Source organism: Enterococcus sp. 3C7_DIV0644 (assembly GCF_002141235.1).
GTDB classification, from domain to species: domain Bacteria; phylum Bacillota; class Bacilli; order Lactobacillales; family Enterococcaceae; genus Enterococcus_D; species Enterococcus_D entomosocium.
Genome location: NZ_NGLK01000001.1, coordinates 832,956 through 850,108 on the forward strand (window position 1 = coordinate 832,956; position 17,153 = coordinate 850,108).

Below are 17,153 nucleotides of genomic sequence, written 5' to 3' on the forward strand. Positions count from 1 at the left end.
ACCTGCTGTGGTTTCTGCTCAAATCCATTGATATCATGGCGTTGTCAAACAGTTTTGACAGGATTTTCTTAAACGAACTCTCCGTGATAGCGGTTTTCTTTCTATCATAGATGAAAAAAGAACAAATGACTAGAAAATGATTTTTTTATTTCGACTATATTACGACAAAAAAAGTAGCACGAATAAATCGTACTACTTGAGAAAACATGACCTGTTGTTAACGGTGGATCGTCACTTCTTTTTTGACTTCCACGGTGATGCGGCCATTTTTGATGACCACTAAACGTTCAGGAATATCGATCAGCACATCGGCTTTTCTCTGGGTATCTAAAAGAATCAAATCTGCGCGGTTGCCAACAGCGATCCCATAGTCTTTGATATTTAATGCTTTGGCGGTATTGGTCGTAATCATTGGCAAGACTGTCGGCAGGTCATCGGCGCCGCCTAAATGCGCCACTGGCACAGTCAACATAGCGATTTGAATCAAATCACCGTTGCCATAGGGCGTAAAGGCGTTACGAATATTGTTGCTGCCTAAGCAAATATTCACACCGGCATCACGTAATTTGCGAATCGGCGTAACGGCACGACGAACGTTGTAGGCATCATTTCTAGCACCTAAGTGTAAGTCGGTCGCAGGCAACGGCATCACATTGATTTGGGCTTTGACCATCAAATCGATAACTTCTGCCAGCTGATCCGGTTCCATAGCGTGCAGCGCAGTCAAATGTCCTACAGATACCCGACCTTGGTAGCCTTCTGCGATGGTTTTTTCACACAGGTAGACGATCGATGTATCGTCTGCTTCGTCAGCAAAATCCTGATGCAAGTCAATGTCTTTGTCAAATTGTTTGGCGATCTCAAAGATCAAGTCGATGTGTTCATTGGCTGGCGCATCATTGTAAGGAATGCCGCCAACGACATCGGCGCCTTTTTCCATCGCTTCAATCATCATTTTATCCGTTCCGGGTGCTTTAAAAATTCCTTCTTGCGGAAAGGCAACGACCTGAATGTCGATCAGGTCTCGGTATTCTTCTTTTAAGCGCATGATGGTGTCAAACCCAGTGAAGCCTTGCGCCGGATCAAATTCGGCATGGGTGCGAACAGCAGTCGTACCATGTACGATCAGCATTTCTAATGCACGTTTCGCTCGATCATAAATATCTTCTTCGGTAAAAGTCGGTTTCAGTTTTGCCGTAACTTGGATCGCTTCTTGTAATGTACCTGAATTATTAGGTTCACGATCGGCAATCAAGGCTTTGTCTAAGTGGATATGGCTTTCGATCAATCCGGGGATCACCACTTTGCCTTTCGCCTCAATCGTTTTTGCTGCTGATTCTTCAATGTTGGGTGCAACTGCGGTGATTTTTCCTCCTGAAATTGCAATGTCTACTAATTCTGCATCGTCTTCAAGACGTGCTTGTTTGATCAATAAATCCATGTTTTCCTCCTATCCATCAGCCAAACACTAAGCCGATGACTAATAATAATACGGCTGCTAAACTCAACCACTTCACGTTTCCTTTGACTACATCCAGAATCGGAATTTGGAAACCAGAAGATAAAGCTTGCATCGTAATGTTGACGAAACTCATTTGACTGCCGAGTCCAACCCCCATCGTTACAAAACCAAGAGCTAACACTGGGAAGCCTAATGAAACGGCAACTGGTAACACTAATGTTAATACGGAGCCGACATAGGCACCTGCGGGAATCCCAATCAAGACACCCGTCAAGATCGCCACGGGAACGACGATCGCTGCGGGGGCATTTTGTGCCGCACCGGCAATAACAGCAAACGTCCCAGTTTCAGCGATCACGTTGATGAAGGCTAAAAAGATCCCCACTTGGAACAAGCGGGTCAAAATATACGTGGACCCATCCACCATCGCTTCCACCGATTGATTCATCGAAAAGTCGGTACAAACAAAAATCAACGCCAACGTGACCACCATATAAACTAGCGGCGTAAAGAGGACAAAGCCGATCAGGTCATTGATCAACGGGCCAAAGATGACCGCAAAAAGCAAGAAGATCGCAGGCAGTGTCGTTTTGAATAACTCGCCATTGCTTTTGTTTTCGTACTCTTGGTTGGCTGATTCTTTGAAGCCCAGATGACGACGCTTGGTCCCGAAGAATGCCAATAAAATCGCCAAACCAACGAATAACAACCAAAATGGGCGCATTTGATCGACATAAGAAGCGACACTAAAGCCGCCCAGTTCAGACACGATACTAGATTCCAAAGAGGCAGGAGAGGTCGTAAAGGAGACAGCTGCCGCTAACGACATCGCTGCGATCAATTCGGGTACCACCCCAACCGCCGCAAATGCTAATGGTGCGATCACCATTGCACTCCCGCCGCCGATCCCAGACATATAAGTCGCTGCTGCCAATAAGATGACAATAAAACCAGCCACATATTCCACTTTTCCTTTGGTCCCTCTTTTGGCTAAGGTTAAGGCTGCCGTATAACTACCGGCTTTGAAGACCGCCATCGCTACAGCGGAATTGATGATTGGCACCGTAATACTTAACATCGTCGGAATAGCTTCCAACAGTTGCGAATTGGCTTCAGCTAAACTGATCCCGCCAATAATCATCGCCAATATCCCAGCAATCAAGCCAGCAATGATCATATCTACTTTTTTAAAGAGTAAAACCAGTACTAACACTAACGGAATCAGTACTAAAAATGCTTTGACTCCAGTTGGTGCAACGATCTCATTGATCGCTTCTGCCGCAAACACTGTTCTTTCTGAAAAGATAAAAAGAATGAGAGCCATAAACAGTGAGACGAACGTTCCCTTTTTTTTCATCACATTTCTCCTAACTTATATGAATCTTCATATAATAAATGTTGTGTTGCTATGGGGTGTTGCTGATTGATTTTTCCGCTGATTTTTCTCTGGTGTTTCCCACCTTCTTTCCTCGAAGAAAGGAACCAAGCAAAAGACGCCTGCTTTTTCGACCTTTTTCGCCACTTTTTCTTTCTCTATTATAATTCTTGTTGTTAACGCTTTCTTTGGACATTATTCTAAAATAAATCTTCGTTTTTTATCCAATTGGCTAAACGCGCAGAAAAAAGCGCGGCCTGTGGAGAAAAGAGCCTTCATTTGATCCTCTGGCCTTTTCTCGGAGCCCCGCTTTTTTGATGTATCTTCTGCCTATGATCGTTTTTCCCCTCGGTTTGTCCAGCGTTTCAGTTTATAAAAAAGCATCAGTTGCTTGCGCGCTCGCTTGATCCGCTGGTAGCGCTTGGGCTGCTTCTTGTAAAATGCTTGATGGTAGTTTTCCGCTGGCCAAAAGGGTGCAGCCATGCGGATCTCGGTCACGATGGGTTGCTGATAATAACCAGATTGTGCTAATTCCTTATTGGCTCGTTGCGCAAGCACTTCTTGCTCAGCAGTCGTATAGAAAATGATTGGACGATAAAAATTGCCGCGATCTTGAAATTGTCCGAAAGCATCTGTCGGGTCTGTCACTTGCCAATACAACTGTAACAAGTCCTGATAGGTGATGATTTTGGGATCAAAAATGATCTCTACTGCTTCGACATGCCCTGTTGTTCCACTTAGTACTTGATCATACGTCGGATTCGGGACTGTTCCCCCAGTATACCCCGACAAAACGGAAAGAATGCCCGGCTGGTCTTCAAAAGGCTCTACCATACACCAAAAGCAGCCGCCAGCAAAAATAGCCACTTCTTGTGCTTTTCCACCTGTTTCGGTCGGCTCCACGGAAACTTCTGCTGGTTGGACTTTGCTTGTTTCTTCATTCATTGCCTTTTTCGGTGCTGGCTGGCTGATTGTTTGATAAAACTCGGCGACATTCGGGGTCAGATTGTTTCTCAGTGCCAAAGGACGCAACGACGCTTCTAGTTTTTCCAAAACCCGCCTGGTCTGTTGGTCTTCAAGACTATTTGACGATTCCTTTTCGTGTTTGCCTGCTTTTTGTTTGGTCGCCAGCTGGGTTTCCAAGGTATTTTTCGCTTGCACCAGTTGTTCTCGTTCCCACTGTCTCGTGCCAGGATGCAAGATCAAATTATAGATTTCTGACAGCCACGCCATCGTTGTTTGCTTCATCACCATTGCCCCTTTGCCTCATGAAGGAGCGGCTCTCGCTCCTTGTTTGGTTGCACTGTACCATAGTTTCGCCGATTCGCCCAATTTGATGCCCAAAAAACGTTCGAGAGAAATCCTCGAACGTTTTTGGCTTTTGTATGGATTAGTTCTTATGCATCCTCTGAGGAATCAGCTCAGTATCGTTGGTGTGTACGCAACTGGGCATTCTTTTTTTTAGAAACATTGAAGCGGAATGAGATAGGATTGCCAATTTCAAAGAGTGATCAAGAACCACTCAATGCAAATGAACGTTGCCTTTGTTGGTAAATACGCAATTTTTCTACAATCCGTTTAAATAGTCATCGGTTTTCATCACCGTAGAGAAGGTTTCCAAGGCCGATAAAAACGCTCGTTGAACAGCTTCTGCAGGAATTGCGTGTGCTTCAAATGTTAATGTTTTCGTTGCCGTGGCATCAGAAATCAGTATGGGCTGATAACCGAGCTCTTTACTAGCTCTTGTGGTTGAGTCGATGCACATATGCGTCATCATCCCAGTGATGATGACTTGTTGAACACCTAAAGAGTCTAACGTCTCTTTTAAATTTGTTTCAATGAACGAGTTAGGAAAGTGCTTTTCGATAATAATAGAAGAATGCGTTGTTTTTAAATGTTCATGCAGCAGTACGCCTTTGGTCCCTCGTTCAAAAAAATCAGCCGCTTCTTGATCGTTGATGTGTTGGATATAGATGATCGGGAGTTGCTTTTCGATAAAAGACGCTTCTAGTTTATTTATGTTCGCAAGCGCCTGTTCAGGGGAATGAAGGGCCATTCTTCCTTCTTTAAAATAGTCATTTTGGACATCAATAATTACTAAAGCTTTTTTCATAGAATCACCATTTCTTTTCTTATTTGTTATAATCCAGTATAAATACACATGACCGTACAACAAAGCGTCTCTTGAAAAAGATAAAGTCAATTTACTTTCATTATGAAAGGAGGAACCCTTATGGACATCATTGATGAACAAATCCTAGCTATCCTGAAACAAAACAGCAAATTATCGAACAAAGAAATCGGCGAAATGGTCCACCTGACGGGACAAGGCGTGGGCAATCGGATCTTGAAATTGCAAGATGAGGGAATCATTCAGCGATTTAGTATTGTAGTAAACTACCCAAGTACGCAATATATCCGATTTTTTATGGATTCAAATCGCTTTACAGCTTTTGAAGCCTTCGTGAATCAATACAAAGAAATTGAGGTCTTTCATAAAGTTTCAGGTCAAGCTTGTTATCTCTTGGTCAGTCATTTTACAGATGTAACCTTCCCTTTGTTTATAGAGAGTCTCTCAAAATGGGGCAGGTATAGTGTAGAAACCTTTGTGGCTGACAAACTCAATCATGGGGATGATTGATGTTAGACGCTGTGGGCTAGTCCTACATCCATTAGATTCCTTGATATATTCATCAAAGTCTTGATCGTCGAAATTTTCGCAATGATGCCCAGCAGCAGCGTGCCGAATTCAAACATCGCCAAGCATAAAGTATTAAGACTGCTAGTGCAAACACAAAAGCGCCCCCATTGCCTTGTTTATAAAAGTATCGTTCAGGATCACGGGAATAGAGCTAGTATCTTAAAGATTGCAATGGAGTATAATGTTACGAGACAAAGCGTTTATAGAATAAAAGAAAACAGCATGGTCAACATCGATTAGATGATCATGCTGTTTTTATCTACTTACTTTTTGAAATACTGTTCTAACTTTTATCAATAACTCATCAACCAAGTGCTCATGCGCTTTTTCCAAAAAAACACATGCTCTGGCTTCATAATCAATTGTCGTTAATTGATCCAACAATACTTTTCCTGTTGTCTTCATTCCATAATCTGGATTAATACTTACATATAACGGATAATTTCTACTTGTACTAGAAATTGGAGCAACGGTGGCAACGTTACTATAATTTGCAATCATGTCATGACTTAAAACAATATAGGGTCTTTTTCCCGTTTGTTCATGTCCAGAACGAGGAGCTGTATCCAATAACAAAATATCACCTTGTCTAGGTTTTCTTACCATTTTTCATTCCCTACTGCTTCACCTAAATGTTGAATTTCCACATGATTTTTCTCAGCAGTGTAATTCTCAAATAACTCTTCAATCGTTAACTCGTTTTCTAAATTTGCTGCTTCGATGATTAGCCGTTTATGCCCGTTTACTTCTTCTTGTATTATCTTCACTTTGTCATCTGTATGAATGCCAAGATACTCCATAATGTACTTTGGCAATCTAAGACCGTTACTATTGCCCCATTTTTTTATAGGTAGCATTTCCATGCGCGACACCTCTTTCTGTATATACATAGTATAACATATATTGCGACAGAGTATATACATAATTATCCTTTTTGGTCGATTCACCTAAATTCATTTAAAAAGAATTGTTCTTACAAGTTTACACTGCTGTGCTAATAAAAATTTGTAGTATACCAAAATGTCAAATTGCAGGACAATGACTGACATAAACGATTTGATTATAACCACGTTGATACACACTTTAGGTATTAACAATATTTGGATGCAAGTAAGTAGTAAACAACAGGGATTGCTGTCCCTCCCCTACTTATTCCTTCATGTGTTCTATATTCGATAGCATAGCTAGTTCGAAAAAATAGTTAACTTTCCCACTAATCAGGGAGCCAACAATTTCTTCAATAGGAATACCTGCAAAACCGTCACCCATGGCTTTATCAGAAAATACTGGGTCGTTTACTTTATCCGAATTTATCACTTACATGTACACCTAATTTAAATTTTTCTCTATTTAAAAAAAAGAGAAAACAATAACTCCCACTATAGACTATTTTTTTCACGGTAATACCTCAAGTGGGGGTTACCATCCATATTTCGGAAAATAGAAGTAGAGGTAATTAAATTTCAAATTTATTAGGTTTTCTTTATCTATTCGAGTGGATATCACGGGTAGTTTTTTATTTTCCCTGTGATATAATAACCTTGCGAAACGATAGAAAGTTTATAGCACTACAGCACAAAGGCGCTCCCTAACCGCGACGAAAGGGAGCGCCTTGTTTATGCTAGTTGCGACTGCTAGCATGTGAGTTGGATAGCAACTTGCTTAGTTATCGTCTTTGTCTTTCTCATCCAACCAGTGAGAAAATAGTTCGATGACTATACCAACAACAATTGGTGCGACAACCAACGATAGATAAATCATATACACTATACCCTCCACAGGGGGAGTAGAAAGTATTCATGTTACGGAAATTACACACAGTTATTTTTCAAAGACATTAAGTGATGTTCACGTTTCTTCCTTTTGCAACGTCATGATGACTGGACCTTCTTTGGTGATGGCGATCGAATGTTCATATTGGGCACAATAGCTCCCGTCAATCGTGCGTGCTGTCCAGCCGTTTGGGTCCATCTTCATGCGCCAAGTGCCGGTCGTGATCATCGGTTCGATGGTGATCGTCATGCCCTCTTTCAAACGAATTCCTTTACCAGGTAACCCGAAATGAGGAAAGAATGGTTCTTCATGAATGGTTGGGCCAATGCCGTGAGCAATAAAGTCCCGCACGACACCATATCCTTTTTCTTCAGCGAAGCTTTGTATCGCATAACCAATATCGCCGACTCGGTTGCCAACCTGTGCTTGCTCGATGCCTCTCATCAAGGCTTCTTTCGTTACTTCCATCAGTGCTTGATGTTCTGGCGAAATCTCTCCTACAGCATATGTCCAACAGCTGTCAGAGATTGCTCCTTTGTAATCGACACAAAAATCGACTTTGACGACATCGCCTGATTTTAAAACATATTCTGAAGGGAAACCATGACAAATCTCTTCATTGACACTGATACACGTCGCAAATTCATACCCTTCAAACCCGATTTGCGCGGCTGTTGCCCCTGCAGCTTCTATCTGTTGATGGACAAAGGCGTTGATTTGGTTCGTGGTGATACCGGGAACGATTTTTTCCCGTAGCTGCTCGTGAATACTTGCCAAGATACGACCAGAAGTTTTCATTTGTTCGATCTCTCGTGGGGATTTTAATGTGATCAATAGATGATCTCCTTTCCTTAAATAGCCATTACCATGTTTCTTTTAATAATACACCTCATCTAGAAATAAGCCATGAGAAGGCACTGTTTCACCAGCTGCTTGTCGTACTTTATCGGCTAACACTTGATCGATCACTTCTGGCGGTAGCGTGCCATCGCCAATGGCAATCAGTGTGCCTGTCAAGATTCGGACCATTTTATGCAAAAAGCCGTTGCCTTTGAAGGTAAACCGCAATAGGTCGCCTTCTGGTGTGATAGTGATTTCATCGATTGTGCGCACCGTTGATTTTTTTGATTTTTTCAACGCAGAAAAGCCAATAAAATCATGGGTGCCGATCAACTTCTCAGCCGCTTGCTGCATTTTTTCCAAATCAAGGGGCTGCGGGCAATGAAAACTGGTATTGCGAGCAAAGACCGATGGGATCGCGTTGTTCCAAACATAATAGCTGTATTGCTTGCCTTTAGCGTGATAGCGTGCATGGAATCGTTCAGGCACTTCTTCAATCTTGTTGACAACGATGTCTTGCGGCAAATAGCGGTTAAAGAACTGCTGCATCTCTGGCAAACTCATTTGATGGGTCGTCTTGAAATTTGCCACTTGTCCTCGAGCATGCGTGCCCGCATCGGTTCTACCAGAACCCACGATCTCAATTTCTTCTCCCGTCAATAATTTGATGACCCCTTCAACTTTTTCTTGGATCGTTTTTTCAGAATCTCCTAGTCGTTGCCACCCTAAGTAGCGCTTGCCGTCATATTCAATCGTTAATTTGATATTTCGCATGGTTGTTGCTCCTTTTTACCGGTAGTACCGGTGGTTAATTTTTTCTATTATACTGCTTAAGATATTTACTTATGATACGGCGCTCCCGTATTGATTCGATACGCGCGATAAATCTGCTCCAATAAGATCAGTTTCATGAGTTGGTGGGGGTAGGTCATTTTGCCAAAGGAGATTTTGGCATCACTGCGAGTCATGACTTCTTGGCTTAAGCCTAGGGAGCCGCCGATGACGAAGGTCAGTTGGCTTTTTCCTTGGATGCCGAGTTGATCGATTTGTTTGGCGAAGGCTTCGCTGGTGGGATTGGTGCCTTCGATTGCTAAGGCAAAGACATATTCGGTGTCTTTGATTTTGGCTAAAATGCGCTGGCCTTCTTTTTCTTTGATTTGCAGCATTTGGGCTTCACTCAAGGTTTCTGGCGCTTTTTCATCTGGTACTTCGACAAACTCAAGCTTTGCGTATGCCCCCAATCGTTTGGCGTACTCGTTGATTCCTTGAACGAGGTACTTTTCTTTTAGTTTTCCTACTGTGACGATTTTGATTTTCATAGGTTCCTCCTCGTTATCCCCTTATTTTATGAAAATGTGGACAATGCTATCCACAACCTTTTACACACTTTGACTTTCTTTGAAATTCTTCTATCTTATCTATAAAACTGGGACAATTCAATGATTTCTTCATCCACCCAACCAACCCCATCAAGATTGTCCACACACTGTGGATAAAAAAACCTTTGCTCCTCCCCAGATTTCTCTGCTATTTTTATTCAAAAATGAACGGGTCTTGCGAAGAAAATTTCATCGTTTGAAACAGATTCTTACGCAACTTCTTCATATTTTTTTCAAAATCTCTTAGTAGACTAATCTCAGATAGAAGGAATATACTGATTATAACGAATTATTCATTAAGGGGGAAATAGTAATGGCAAGAAAATATGTCACACCAGGTAAGAAAACTTCTCCTGGTTTATTAAAACGATTAGGTATTGGGATTTTAGGCGGTATGGTCGGCGGATTATTGACCTTCGGCGGTCTGTATCTGGCAATGGGTTCATCCTTGACTTCAACACCAGAAACCACGACCAACAGCGGGGTCCAAGATTCTAACGGACAAACCCAAGTATCCAATGTAAAACTTGATGTGACTAGCGATGTCACTGAGGCAGTTGAAAAAGTACAAGATTCGGTGGTTTCCATCATTAATCTACAACAAAGTCAAAGCAACGACTGGAACAGCCTCTTTGGTCAGCAAGGTGGACAAAGTGAAGGCGATAGCCAAAGCGAAGACGACAGCGCCTTAGAAGCTTCTTCTGAAGGGAGTGGTGTCATCTACAAAATCGATGGCGACGATGCCTATGTCGTAACCAACAACCACGTAGTTGAAGGTCAAGATGGTTTGGAAGTTGTCTTAGCAGATGGTACAAAAGTCAAAGCTGAATTGGTAGGTACCGATTCTTACACAGACTTAGCCGTCTTAAAAATCTCTTCTGAAAAAGTTACAACTGCCGCAACATTTGGCGATTCAAGTGCCTTGAAAGTCGGCGAACCAGCAATCGCGATCGGTTCTCCTCTAGGCTCTGACTATGCAAACTCTGTGACACAAGGGATCGTGTCTTCCTTGAATCGTCAAGTAACAAGCCAAAACGAATCTGGTGGTACGATCAGTATCAATGCGATCCAAACGGATGCGGCGATCAACCCAGGGAACTCAGGTGGTCCACTGATCAACGTTGATGGTCAAGTGATTGGGATCAACTCAAGTAAAATCGCCAGCACCTCGGGCTCTGCTTCAGGCGTTAGTGTCGAAGGGATGGGCTTTGCGATCCCAAGTAACGATGTCGTTGAAATCATCAATCAACTAGAAGCAGACGGCAAAGTGGTTCGCCCTGCACTAGGGATCCAAACGATTGATTTAGGTTCAATCACATCACAACAACAAGAACAAATCTTGAAAGTTCCTTCATCTGTAACTTCAGGCGTTGTGATCTACTCAGTCAACAATGCAACACCAGCAGAACAAGCAGGATTGCAACAATATGACGTTATCACGAAAATCGATGATACAGAAGTCAGCACCACAACGGATCTGCAATCTGCGTTGTACAAACACAAAGTCGGTGACACGATCACTGTAACCTTCTATCGTGGCGATGAAGAAAAAACAGCAGAAGTAAAACTTTCCGTTGATACATCGATCAACGAACAATCAACAGACAGCAGCAACTAATCACCAAAACCAATCGAAACAATCAAAAAATGAACTGCCGCAAAAACAGGAAGCGGCAGTTCATTTTTTAGGCTTTACCGACTGGAAAAGCTTCACCTACAACGGCATCTTGAGGCAGCTCAAGGATGCCTTTTTTCATTGGGGCACCTTCTAAATGTAGTTCTTTAGCAGAACAGATCATTCCGAAGCTTTCTACGCCACGAAGTGTCCCCGGCCAAATCATCAAGCCATCCGGCATCATTGCGCCAGGTTTTGCGACAACGACTTTCAATCCTTTACGAATATTGGCAGCGCCACAGACGATTTGCAAGACTTTCCCATCTCCAACTTCTGTTTCCGTGATAGAAAGATGGTCGCTGTCTGGATGTTCTACACAAGATTTCACATAGCCAACGACGATTTTTGGTTCCGTATCTGCAGGCAGTTCTTCGCTGAATCCTGCTTCTTTGATCATGGTGTTCAATTGTTGGATTTGTTCTTTCGTCAACGTCACTTGACCACGGCCTTCGATCGTCATCACTTCTGAGATCGCAAAAAAGTTCCAGCCAACGATCGTACCTTCTTCATTTTTGATTTGGGCAACATTGCCTTTTCGTTCGACGGTTTGTTCTAATCCTTTATCATCTGCTGTGATGGCAAGCAGTGTATCACTGACATATTCTTTGTTATAAGCAAAAATCACGTTTTTTCCTCCTTAGGTACTTACACATTCCGCCCATAATCTTATCAAATTTTTCGGCATCCGTCATGGAATTTCTTTGTTTTCCTTGAAATTCTAGTTATTTTCAAAGACAAAAAAGCCTGAAAACCAGCTACTGCTCATTTGCTAAAGACAATGCTTCACTAGCGAGCAAAACCGCTGGTTCTCAGGAACTTCCTTTTGTCACTTGTTACTACCATGCAAACTATGGAAAAGAACACGGCAACGACAAGCTTATTTTTTCCAAAATGACCTTACGCTTTGGTTTCTTCGGGTGATACGATCAGCACGTCGCACCGGGCTTCACGGATAACGAAGCTGGCGACACTCCCCATCATGAAGCGTTCCACGGCGTTCAGCCCGGATTGCCCCACCATGATCAAATCGATGTCGTATTGATCCGGTAATTGGGTGGCAAGGGCGTCTTTGATGGAGCCGTAAGCGACGATGCCTTCTACTAGATCAAAATCCACTGATTTTGCGTAGGCTTTGCAGTCGTCGATCAGATTTTTCGCCGTATCTTTTTCTTGTTCTAAGATGGAACTATCCAAAGGTGCATAGCCCATCATGGTCGGCACTTGCTGATCGATGATCGTTGCAGCATAGACCTTCCCTTGATTTCGACGAGCGACTTCCACTGCTTTTTTGAAGGCTGACATCGCTTGTTCTGAACCATCGATCCCTACTAAAATGTTTTGATATCTTTGTGCTTCCATCTTTTTCCCCTCCTATGCTGATTGTACGCTGGTTAAAAAGGCTTCGATCTCTTCTTTGGTTTTGCGATCCTTGTTGACTAACCGTCCCAGCTCCTTGCCGTCTTCGATAACGACGAGGCTAGGAATACCAAAAATGTTCCATTCAACCGCTACATCCATGTATTCATCACGGTCGACTTCGATAAACTGAAGCGCTGGAAAATCCGCTTCGATCTCAGGCAATTGCGGTTTGATATATCGACAATCGCCACACCAATCGGCGGTGAAAAAGAAGACATTTTTGCCTTTCTCCACATATGTTGCTAACTCTGCTAAATCTTTTGGAATAATCAAATACTCACCACTTTCTTTTCTTTAAGTATACACCTTTCTTTCAGGGACTACCAACTGACATGCTGGTCTCAGAACCCCTGCAGAAAAAAAGAGACAACGGATTGCTGTCTCTTTGCTTTCGTTCGTTCTAGCTTATTGTCCAGCCAAAATCGTATCAACAGTGGAACGATCCAAACCTTTCAAGACTTGAATCACCATTTCCCGTGCCGCTTCAAAATCAGCGATACTGAATAAGGTTTGGTGAGTATGGATGTACCGTCCAGGAACACCGATGACAGAACTTGGGATCCCTTCATTTGCCATGTGTGCTGCACCAGCATCGGTACCACCTTTTGAAACAAAGTATTGGTAAGGAATGTTGTTGCTTTCTGCTGTATCCAACAAGAATTCTTTCATCCGTGGCAACATGATCATGCCTGGATCATAGATTCGCATCAAAGTCCCGGCTCCTAGATGACCAAAGGTGCCATTTTTCGTGACTGTGTCATCCGCTGGCGAGCAATCTACTGCAAAGAACAAGTCTGGTTTGAATTTCGTCACAGACGGACGAGAACCCCGTAAGCCGACTTCTTCCTGAACGTTGGCACCAGCAATCAACGTATGGCCTAATGTTTCCTCTTTCAAGGCTTCAAGTGCTTCTAATACGACAGCACAGCCGTAACGGTTGTCCCAAGCTTTCGAGATGATGTTTTTCCCATTGGCTGTTTTGATGGTTTCCACTTGTGGGACGATCGTATCGCCAGGACGTACGCCAAAGCTTTCTGCTTCTTCTTTTGATTCAAACCCAGCATCAAACAAAATATCTGTCACTTCGACATTTTTTTGACCGCTGCTTCCTCGCAACAAATGTGGCGGTACTGAAGAAGAAACGCATGGGTAATCGCCCTTCGCTGTTTTCAATGTAAACCGTTGAGCAGAAACTACATAAGGGTTCCATCCACCTAAAGGAGTGACTTTGAATAAGCCGCGATCGGTGATCGTCGTCAATAAGAAACCAACTTCGTCCATGTGAGCAGCTAACATCACTCGTGGTGCATCTGCTTCTTGGTGGTGACGCAAACCGAAGATGCCGCCTAAGCCATCTTGTTGAATTTCATCTACCAATGGAGTCATCGCTTCACGCATATACGCTCGCACGTCGTGTTCAAACCCGCTGGTTCCTTGTAACTCCGTTAGTTCTTTGATACGTTGAAATGTTTTTTCTTCCATGATCATTCGAGAAACACGTATCAGTTGTTTGCTGCCCCAAAGAAACAAAGCTGCTTTTTTTGAAAAAGCAACGCTTGCTGTTGCTGTGTTTTCCAGCAATTTTCGGGTGAAACAACGGATGTGCTCTCTTCCTCCTTATTCCTACTGATATTCTTTATTATAGCGCAAATTTCTATTGTTGGTTATTTTTCTTATAGAATATTTCTAAACTATGGTAAACTATTGTTAAGAGAACCTGTGCTTTCACCGAGATCAAAACATTCGGGAAAACTTACTTTAGGAGGGACATTAGATGGAGAATGAGCATCCATTGCATTATTTTAAAAATGGACTGACCATCGGTTTAGGTCTTGGCTTTGCAGGAGGGATTTTTTCAACGATCTGGTTGAAGAAAAGGCAAGCCATGAATGCCGATGATGTCTTAGACAATATAAAAGCGGCGTTTATCAAAGAAGGACCGATCGAAGGTTCTTGGATCAATTTCGAAAAACAACCTTTGCGCAAATTTGCGATCACTTCCCAAGGATATACTGGCGGCATCACCCGCACCGAAGACGGACAGCTTGTCACCTATGAATTTTTGGCAGATGCTCATACCGGCACCGTCTTAGATATCCAACGAGCAATCGTGGAATAATTACTGCATTTACGACCAGCTTCTTAAGAGGCTGGTCTTTTTTCTTTTTAAGCAGTTATCTTACTGAAGTAAGGTCGCAAGGTCCAATACCACGACTTCATCGATGCTGCCGCCTTTTTGCCGATACGCCCATGCCCCACTTTCAAACAAGCAGTACAGCTGCCCTTTTTCTACCACGATCTGTTCAAGGTAATGGGGAAACTTGATGCGCCGCAACGCATGTTTGCGGGTCAGCACCGTTGCATCCTTTGAAAAGACCCATAACTCAGCCGACCCTGGTCCAAAGGAACGTGCCAGCAACAAGTATTCAGTGGTAAAGGCGACACTTTGGACTTTCGTGGTGGTGACCCTTCTCTTACGCGGCTTGATGCAAGGAGATGCTTTGCGACCGCTGTCTGAAAGAACAGGCAGCGGATAATTCGCCACCACGCCACCGTTTTTCAAGGCAAAGGTCCCTGAGACAAGTTCACCGCTATCGGCTGCCAAATAGGAGCTATGAGTGATGCCTGCCAATTCGATGACTTGCTGATAAGCGATCGGCTGACTGGTTGCCAAGGAATCATCTTCCAGCAGTGTCTGCAAAGAAACACACGCCACTCGTCCCATTCCTTTCCCAGTGATGGTTAGCCACAGCACTTGCGTTGCTCGATCAAAGACTAATCCGCCGACATGGGGGCGTTTTGGCAGAACCACCGTTTTCAGATGCCGTCCGCTCGTTCTTTCTATTATATAAAGCTGTGAGTGATGTTCCTGCTGCGAACAGTACGCAGAGAGGAACAAATAGTCCTCCGAAACGGCCAACCCTTGTGGAGTCATTGCCTGACACTGATCCGCATGCTTGTACAGCCTCGTTTCTGCTTTCGCCGTTGCCGTCGTTGCAACTGCGGCAGTAGCTTTTTTTAAACCGGGAACCAAAAGGACTGCTTCCCTTTTTACCCCGGCTGCCAGCCACGCTTTCCGCACGCTGGGATAACGCTTCAGCTGAGCTGCCAGTGCTTGATTGTGGCGCGCATGTCGGTGCTTTTTCAGCCAGTACACCACAAAAAGGCCAACCACAAACACGCCCAAAAGCAGCAAGATCTCTGTTTGTCTCATTGATTGGCCTCCTTGATGAATTCCCTCTTGTCGGCTGATTCATCAGCCGCTTATTGTTTGTCTAGCTGCAATAATGCTTAGACTACTTGTACTTCGACATCAATGTTGCCACGAGTTGCCCGAGAATACGGACAAAAATCATGGGCTTCTTCTGCGATTTTCTCTGCCTCGGCTTTTTCAACGCCTGGTAACGACACTTCTAAAATCACGCCGATTTGGTAACTGCCGTCCTCGTGCTGATACAAAGACACTCTTGCTTTAACTTCGGATTCGGATTCGATGTTATGCTCTTTCAGCATATGCTGTACGGCACCGTTGAAACAAGAAGCATAGCCAGCGGCAAATAATTGTTCTGGGTTTGTGCCCTCACTGTGAAGACCCGGTTTGTCGATTTTCAGGTGAAAACTGCCATTTGGTGCTTCGACCTCTCCGACACGTCCGCCTCGATTGATCATCGCTGTTTCATATTGCTTTTTCATTGAACCTCTTCCTTTCTTTTTTTGACCTACTTCAAGTGTAACGACAATTTCCCGATATGACAAAAGGATTGCTTATGCTTCCTTAAAAACAAAAAAGGCAAACCCAGAAAATCTGGATTTGCCTGTCTATTCGAGGTAATTACTACCCGAAATAAATGAATGGAAACAATTGCTGAATGGACTAGCCGTTTGAACGTCCTAAGAAGAATGAAACAACAGCAACTACAATAACCGCACCAATAATTGATGGGACGATTGCCATTCCAGCAAGTGATGGACCCCAAGAACCTAAGATTGCTTGTCCAATAGCTGAACCTACTAAACCTGCAACGATGTTGGCGATCCAACCCATTGATCCACCTTTATTTGTGATAGCTCCGGCGATCAAACCGATAATAGCTCCTACGATTAATACCCATAACCAATGCATATTTTTCTCCTTCTTTCTTTTAAGTAGTTATTACACATATTATGTTACGCTTAATCCCCGTTTTAGACAAAAGATTTGCACTCAATTTGCAAAAAAAAATTTCAAACCTTGTTATATTAACGTTTACCAGTACTTCTTAATTATCGTTGTAAGAGCTTTAATTCGTTTTTTTTAATATTCGTGCATTTTTTGAAATCGCTTTATTTTTTATTTTGCATCTTCTTCGCTAAACTGAGGGAGAGCCACTCTCATTTTGTCAGATAATTGGCACTTTTTACTCCTCAGTGCGTTTTAGGACAGCTATCTTTTCAGCACTTCAGCTATTTTTCATTAGGGGACGTTTCGATCGTTGCCGATTGGAAATATCTTCGCAGATTCCCATGTTTGCTTCCAGAGCTCCTAGCGA

General features: G+C 43.2%; 21 protein-coding genes. 3 read left to right on the plus strand and 18 right to left on the minus strand.

Features of this window, described 5'->3' with window-relative positions:
• Positions 1-217 precede the first annotated feature (217 nt).
• The 4 genes from A5877_RS03930 to A5877_RS03950 all read right to left on the minus strand — a co-directional run bounded on the left by A5877_RS03930 (position 218) and on the right by A5877_RS03950 (position 4,950).
• Entirely contained in the window at positions 218-1,441 is a 1,224-nt protein-coding gene (locus A5877_RS03930) for an amidohydrolase family protein (RefSeq protein WP_086316417.1), read from the minus strand.
• 16 nt (positions 1,442-1,457) lie between these two features.
• Positions 1,458-2,819, minus strand: coding sequence for a hypothetical protein (locus A5877_RS03935; protein WP_005225442.1), 1,362 nt, complete (start codon positions 2,817-2,819; stop codon positions 1,458-1,460).
• Between the two features lie 348 nt (positions 2,820-3,167).
• Entirely contained in the window at positions 3,168-4,091 is a 924-nt protein-coding gene (gene msrA / locus A5877_RS03940; RefSeq protein WP_086316418.1) for a peptide-methionine (S)-S-oxide reductase MsrA, read from the minus strand.
• 313 nt (positions 4,092-4,404) lie between these two features.
• Entirely contained in the window at positions 4,405-4,950 is a 546-nt protein-coding gene (locus A5877_RS03950; RefSeq protein ID WP_176273414.1) for a cysteine hydrolase family protein, read from the minus strand.
• Between the two features lie 102 nt (positions 4,951-5,052).
• Between A5877_RS03950 and A5877_RS03955 the strand changes: the two genes are divergently transcribed.
• Positions 5,053-5,478, plus strand: coding sequence for an AsnC family transcriptional regulator (locus A5877_RS03955; protein ID WP_086316419.1), 426 nt, complete (start codon positions 5,053-5,055; stop codon positions 5,476-5,478).
• Between the two features lie 315 nt (positions 5,479-5,793).
• On the opposite strand, the gene A5877_RS03965 is transcribed toward A5877_RS03955, so the two are convergent.
• The 7 genes from A5877_RS03965 to rlmH form a co-directional block, all read right to left on the minus strand.
• Positions 5,794-6,144 (minus strand): type II toxin-antitoxin system PemK/MazF family toxin, encoded by a 351-nt coding sequence (locus tag A5877_RS03965; protein ID WP_008379101.1) that lies wholly within the window; start codon positions 6,142-6,144, stop codon positions 5,794-5,796.
• The gene (locus tag A5877_RS03970; RefSeq protein ID WP_176273416.1) at positions 6,138-6,428 is read right to left on the minus strand and encodes a PbsX family transcriptional regulator; all 291 of its coding nucleotides are present in this window, start codon (positions 6,426-6,428) and stop codon (positions 6,138-6,140) included. The genes A5877_RS03965 and A5877_RS03970 overlap by 7 nt, the downstream gene beginning before the upstream one ends.
• 259 nt (positions 6,429-6,687) lie before the next feature.
• The gene (locus A5877_RS03975) at positions 6,688-6,855 is read right to left on the minus strand and encodes a PTS glucose transporter subunit IIA (RefSeq protein WP_016621416.1); all 168 of its coding nucleotides are present in this window, start codon (positions 6,853-6,855) and stop codon (positions 6,688-6,690) included.
• Between the two features lie 345 nt (positions 6,856-7,200).
• Complete coding sequence (locus A5877_RS17060) at positions 7,201-7,299, minus strand: type I toxin-antitoxin system Fst family toxin (protein WP_074534955.1); 99 nt, start codon at positions 7,297-7,299, stop codon at positions 7,201-7,203.
• An 87-nt stretch (positions 7,300-7,386) separates the two neighbouring features.
• Positions 7,387-8,145 (minus strand): type I methionyl aminopeptidase, encoded by a 759-nt coding sequence (gene map / locus A5877_RS03980; RefSeq protein WP_005234612.1) that lies wholly within the window; start codon positions 8,143-8,145, stop codon positions 7,387-7,389.
• A 42-nt stretch (positions 8,146-8,187) separates the two neighbouring features.
• Entirely contained in the window at positions 8,188-8,925 is a 738-nt protein-coding gene (gene truA / locus A5877_RS03985; RefSeq protein WP_005225435.1) for a tRNA pseudouridine(38-40) synthase TruA, read from the minus strand.
• Positions 8,926-8,990: 65 nt separating this feature from the next.
• Positions 8,991-9,470: a 23S rRNA (pseudouridine(1915)-N(3))-methyltransferase RlmH gene (rlmH, locus tag A5877_RS03990; protein WP_008379108.1), complete on the minus strand. Its 480-nt coding sequence runs from the start codon at positions 9,468-9,470 to the stop codon at positions 8,991-8,993.
• Positions 9,471-9,843: 373 nt separating this feature from the next.
• Here rlmH and A5877_RS03995 point away from each other — a divergent pair, with 373 nt between their 5' ends.
• Positions 9,844-11,148, plus strand: a complete 1,305-nt coding sequence (locus A5877_RS03995) for a S1C family serine protease (protein WP_008379110.1) — start codon at positions 9,844-9,846, stop codon at positions 11,146-11,148.
• A gap of 67 nt (positions 11,149-11,215) precedes the next feature.
• Here the strand turns inward: A5877_RS03995 and ytpR are convergent, their stop codons facing one another.
• The 4 genes from ytpR to pepA all read right to left on the minus strand — a co-directional run bounded on the left by ytpR (position 11,216) and on the right by pepA (position 14,106).
• Complete coding sequence (gene ytpR, locus A5877_RS04000) at positions 11,216-11,830, minus strand: YtpR family tRNA-binding protein (protein ID WP_005234600.1); 615 nt, start codon at positions 11,828-11,830, stop codon at positions 11,216-11,218.
• Between the two features lie 272 nt (positions 11,831-12,102).
• On the minus strand, positions 12,103-12,564 hold the full coding sequence (locus A5877_RS04005) for a universal stress protein (protein ID WP_008379114.1): 462 nt from the start codon (positions 12,562-12,564) through the stop codon (positions 12,103-12,105).
• A 12-nt stretch (positions 12,565-12,576) separates the two neighbouring features.
• Entirely contained in the window at positions 12,577-12,897 is a 321-nt protein-coding gene (locus A5877_RS04010; RefSeq protein WP_008379116.1) for a thioredoxin family protein, read from the minus strand.
• 132 nt (positions 12,898-13,029) lie between these two features.
• Positions 13,030-14,106: a glutamyl aminopeptidase gene (pepA, locus tag A5877_RS04015; RefSeq protein WP_034872382.1), complete on the minus strand. Its 1,077-nt coding sequence runs from the start codon at positions 14,104-14,106 to the stop codon at positions 13,030-13,032.
• Positions 14,107-14,398: 292 nt separating this feature from the next.
• On the opposite strand from pepA, the gene A5877_RS04025 reads away from it, so the two are divergent.
• Complete coding sequence (locus A5877_RS04025; protein ID WP_005234590.1) at positions 14,399-14,743, plus strand: peptidase; 345 nt, start codon at positions 14,399-14,401, stop codon at positions 14,741-14,743.
• A 60-nt stretch (positions 14,744-14,803) separates the two neighbouring features.
• On the opposite strand, the gene A5877_RS04030 is transcribed toward A5877_RS04025, so the two are convergent.
• From A5877_RS04030 to A5877_RS04040, 3 genes are all read right to left on the minus strand, one after another.
• Entirely contained in the window at positions 14,804-15,838 is a 1,035-nt protein-coding gene (locus A5877_RS04030; RefSeq protein ID WP_086316422.1) for a hypothetical protein, read from the minus strand.
• Positions 15,839-15,915: 77 nt separating this feature from the next.
• Positions 15,916-16,317, minus strand: coding sequence for an Ohr family peroxiredoxin (locus A5877_RS04035; RefSeq protein WP_005225423.1), 402 nt, complete (start codon positions 16,315-16,317; stop codon positions 15,916-15,918).
• A 181-nt stretch (positions 16,318-16,498) separates the two neighbouring features.
• Positions 16,499-16,747, minus strand: a complete 249-nt coding sequence (locus A5877_RS04040) for a GlsB/YeaQ/YmgE family stress response membrane protein (RefSeq protein ID WP_005225422.1) — start codon at positions 16,745-16,747, stop codon at positions 16,499-16,501.
• Between the last annotated feature and the right edge of the window lie 406 nt (positions 16,748-17,153).